Source organism: Rhizobacter sp. (assembly GCF_031412075.1).
Taxonomy (GTDB): domain Bacteria; phylum Pseudomonadota; class Gammaproteobacteria; order Burkholderiales; family Burkholderiaceae_C; genus Rhizobacter.
This window is the reverse complement of the sequence record NZ_JANOCG010000167.1, coordinates 1-3,929: the sequence shown is the minus strand read 5'-3', so window position 1 is coordinate 3,929 and position 3,929 is coordinate 1. Positions and strand designations below refer to the sequence as shown.

Sequence of the window (3,929 nt, the reverse complement as noted above, 5' to 3'; positions counted from 1 at the left end):
CTGCGCCGCGCCGCCGTGGCCCTCGCGCTGGGCACCACCGCCGTCGCTGGCCTGGCCCAGACCAGCCTGCCCACGGCCGCCGTGCGCAACGTGACCGAGAACTACCACGGCACGAAGATCGACGACCCTTACCGCTACTTCGAGAACAAGGCCGACCCCGAGGTCGCCAAGTGGATGAAGGCGCACAGCGACAACGCCTACGCCACGCTCGCGCGCATTCCCGGGCGCAACGCACTGCTCGACAAGATCAAGCAGTACGACTCGGCCACCTCCGACCGCGTGGCCCAGGTCACCCGCCTGCCCGGCGAGCTCTACTTCGTGCAGCGCCGCTCGGCCACCGAAAACCAGTTCAAGCTCTACATGCGCGAGGGCCTGAAGGGCGCCGACAAGCTGCTTGTCGACCCCGAGGCACTGGAAAAGAAAACCGGCAAGCCGCACGCCATCAACTGGTACCTGCCCTCGCCCGACGGCGCGCTGGTGGCCTACGGCCTCTCGGCGCAGGGCTCTGAAGCGGCGGTGCTGCACGTGTTGAACACACGCACCGGCAAGCCCGTGGGCCAACCCATCTCGCGTGCCGACTTTGGTGGCGTCGACTGGTCACCCGATGGCAAGGCGCTGCTCGTCAACCGCCTGCGCGCACCGCGCGCCGGTGGCAAAGCCACCGACAAGTACCAGCACAGCCAGGTGCTGATGCTGCGCCCCGGCGAGCGCGTGAGCGCAGCCCGCACCGTGTTTGGCACGGCGGTGAAGGGCGTGAAGATCGGCGGCGCCGAGATCCCGTTCGTCAGCCTGTCGCACGACGGTCAGTGGGCCTTTGGTTATGTGATCAATGGCACCCAGCGCGAGCTGGGGCTGTACGCCGCGTCACAAGCCGGCGTGCTGGCGGGCAAACCGGTCTGGAGGCGTGTGCTCGACACCACCGACGCCGTGACCAGCCTGGCCTATTTCGACGGCGTGCTCTACCTCGTCTCGCACAAGGGTGCGCCGCGTTCGCAGGTGCTGTCGATCAAGCTCAAGTCACCCGACCTCAACAGCGCCGAGGTGGTGATGCCCGCCAGCGAGCGGGTGGTCGTCAACGTGGTCGCCGCCGCCGATGCCGTGTACGTGGAAACGCGCGACGGCAACGTCAAACGCCTATTCAAGCGCCCGCATGGCGCCAGCGGCGCGCCGGTGGAAGTGAAGCTGCCGCTCGAAGGCTCGTTCGAGCTGTCTGGCGAAGGCGTGAGCGCGGTCAACCCCCGCCTGCCCGGCGTGCTCATCGCCCTGCAAAGCTGGAACAGCGCCAACCAGTACTACCAGGTGGCGGCCGATGGCAGCGTGGCCAACACCGGCCTGCAACCGGCCGGCCCGTATGACATGCCCAGGGGCATCACCACCACCGAGGTCAAGGTCAAGAGCCACGACGGCGCGCTGGTGCCGATGTCGATCATTCACCGCGACGGCGTCAAGCTCGACGGCAACAACCCGACCATCCTCTACGGCTACGCCAGCTACGGCATCACCGAAGAACCCTTCTACAGCGTGAGCCGCCTGGCCTGGCTCGACGCCGGCGGTGTGTACGCCATTGCCAACCCGCGCGGCAGCAGCGTCTACGGCCAGGAGTGGTACCGCGGCGGCTACCAGGCCACCAAGCCCAACACCTGGAAAGACTTCATCGCTTGCGCCGAATACCTGATCGCGCAGAAGTACACCCAACCCGCCAAGCTCGGCATCCTGGGCGGTAGCGCGGGTGGCATTCTGGTGGGCCGCGCGATGACCGAGCGGCCCGACCTGTTTGCCGCCGTCATCCCGGCAGTGGGCGCGCTCGACATGCTGCGCATGGAAACCACGGCCAACGGCGTGCCCAACATCCCCGAGTTCGGCAGCACCCAGACCGAAGCCGGTTTCAAGGCCCTGTTGGCCATGAGCACCTACGACAACATCTTGCCCGGCACGCCCTACCCCGCCGTGATGCTGACCCACGGCGTCAACGACCCGCGTGTGGAGGTGTGGGAAAGCACCAAGGCCGCGGCCCGCCTGATGGCCGCCACCAGCAGCGGCAAGCCGGTGTTGATGCGCCTCGCCTACGACGCCGGCCACGGCATCGGCAACACCAAGAAGCAGACGCTCGAAGAGCGCGCCGACATGTTTGCCTTCTTCCTGTGGCAGATGGGGGTGGCGGGCTACCAGCCGGCGCCTTGAGGGCGGCTCACTGCGGCTAGCCCCCGCGTTGCCGCTCGCGCTCTGCGCGCTCGCGGGCTTCGCTGTCGCGCCGCAGCGCCACGCACTGCGGGTGCTGCGCAAAGCGTGAGCTGGCGCACTCGCGGTTCACGCAAAAGGCCTTGCGAAAGAAGTTGAGGCCGCTGCACGCTTCGTCGGGAGACCTCGCCGCAGCGGGTGGGGCCGCCGCAGCCTTGGCCGGTTTGGCTGGCGTGGGTTTCAAGGGCGCGGGTCTGGCGGGCTCCGGCTTCTCGGCTGCGGGCTTGGGCACCTGTGTGTCGATGGCTGCGCGCGCCACCGGGGCCTTGGCCACCACCGCCGCCGCCGGGCGCGTGGCGGTGGCGCGATCGGCCCACACCGCCCCCAGCGTCGCCACGAGCAGGCTCGCCGCAATGCCTGCGCCCCACAGCCGGGCCGGGTGCCGTGCCAGCCAGCCGCTGCGCTTGTCGCCCGGGCTTGGCGGTGGCGCGGGCCGCTTCAGCCGGCCGTGCAGCGCGTCGCGCATCTGCGTCACGTTTTGCGGGCGGTCTTCGGGCGCCACCGCGAGCGCCCAGTCGATCGCCTGCAAAAACGTGAGGCTCATCTCGCCGGGCTCGTCGGCCAGCGGGCGCTGGGTTTCGCGCACCGCCCGTGCCGCCGCCGGCACCGGCGGTTGGCGCCGGATCAGGTAGTGCAGCACGGCCGCCACGGCGTACAGGTCGGTCCACGGGCCCTGGCGCATGCCCACGATGTCGGCGTACTGCTCCACCGGCGCGAAGCTCGGTTTCAGGATCGCCGTGAGCGCCTGGCTGTGCTCGCCCACCACCCGGCGCGCGGCGCCAAAGTCCAGCAGCACCGGCGGGCCGTCGATCTGCATCAGGATGTTGTCGGGCGACACGTCGCGGTGGTACACACCGGCGCGGTGCAGCACCTCCAGCGCGTCGAGCACCGGCTCGACCAGTGATCGCAGCCAGGCCTCGGTGGGAGGCTTGTCCATGGCCGACAGCGTCTGCTTCAGCGTGAGCCCGGGGTAGTACTGCATCACCATGTAGGCCGTGCCGTGCTCTTCCCAGAAGCGCAGCACCTTCAGCAGCGAAGGGTGGTCAAAGCTCGCCAGCATCTGCGCTTCGTTGACGAACGACTTGAGGCCCGCCGCAAAGGTGGCGGCATGCTGCGGTGCACGCAGCGCCACCCACGAGCCCGCACCGCGCACGGCCAGCGAGCTGGGCATGTACTCCTTGATCGCCACCTGGCGCATGAGCGCGTGGTCGAGTGCCAGGTAGACGATGCCGAAGCCCCCCGTGCCCAGCACGCACAGCAGCTCGAACTCGGCCAGGCGCGTGCCGACGGGCAGCGCGTCACGGTTGTCAACGCCCTCGTCACCGCCGGTCGAGCCGGCGCGTGAGAACTTGACGGTGGGTGCGAGAGAGCGTGTGGTCGGTGGCACGGCGGATAAGTGGGCAAACACCTGCCCCCCGGGCGGGGGAAGAGGGAGTCTCCCCCATCATTGCCGGTGCCGGCGGGCACCGCGGTACGGTAAGCTGGCGGCAGCACGCCTTCGCGTGAAATTCCACCGTTTCGCCCCGATCCTTCGGGACAAACATCCCTCTTTTTAGCAGGAGCGCCCCCATGGCCTCGATCAACAAAGTCATCCTCATCGGCAACCTGGGCCGCGACCCCGAAGTGCGCTACACCCCCAACGGCGCCGCCATCTGCAACGTCACCATTGCCACCTCGCGCAACTGGAAAGA

3 protein-coding genes are annotated in these 3,929 nt (G+C 68.8%); 2 read left to right on the top strand and 1 reads right to left on the bottom strand.

The genetic code is table 11. The features are described from left to right. Window positions 1-2,181: prolyl oligopeptidase family serine peptidase (locus RMO40_RS05950; RefSeq protein ID WP_309717678.1), on the top strand; the 2,181-nt coding region annotated here is incomplete at its 5' end. Window positions 2,182-2,197: 16 nt separating this feature from the next. Here RMO40_RS05950 and RMO40_RS05945 read toward each other — a convergent pair. Next, on the bottom strand, window positions 2,198-3,625 hold the full coding sequence (locus tag RMO40_RS05945) for a protein kinase domain-containing protein (RefSeq protein WP_309717675.1): 1,428 nt from the start codon (window positions 3,623-3,625) through the stop codon (window positions 2,198-2,200). 182 nt (window positions 3,626-3,807) lie between these two features. On the opposite strand from RMO40_RS05945, the gene ssb reads away from it, so the two are divergent. Next, window positions 3,808-3,929 (top strand): single-stranded DNA-binding protein (gene ssb / locus RMO40_RS05940; RefSeq protein WP_309717681.1); only part of this gene is annotated, 122 nt, incomplete at its 3' end.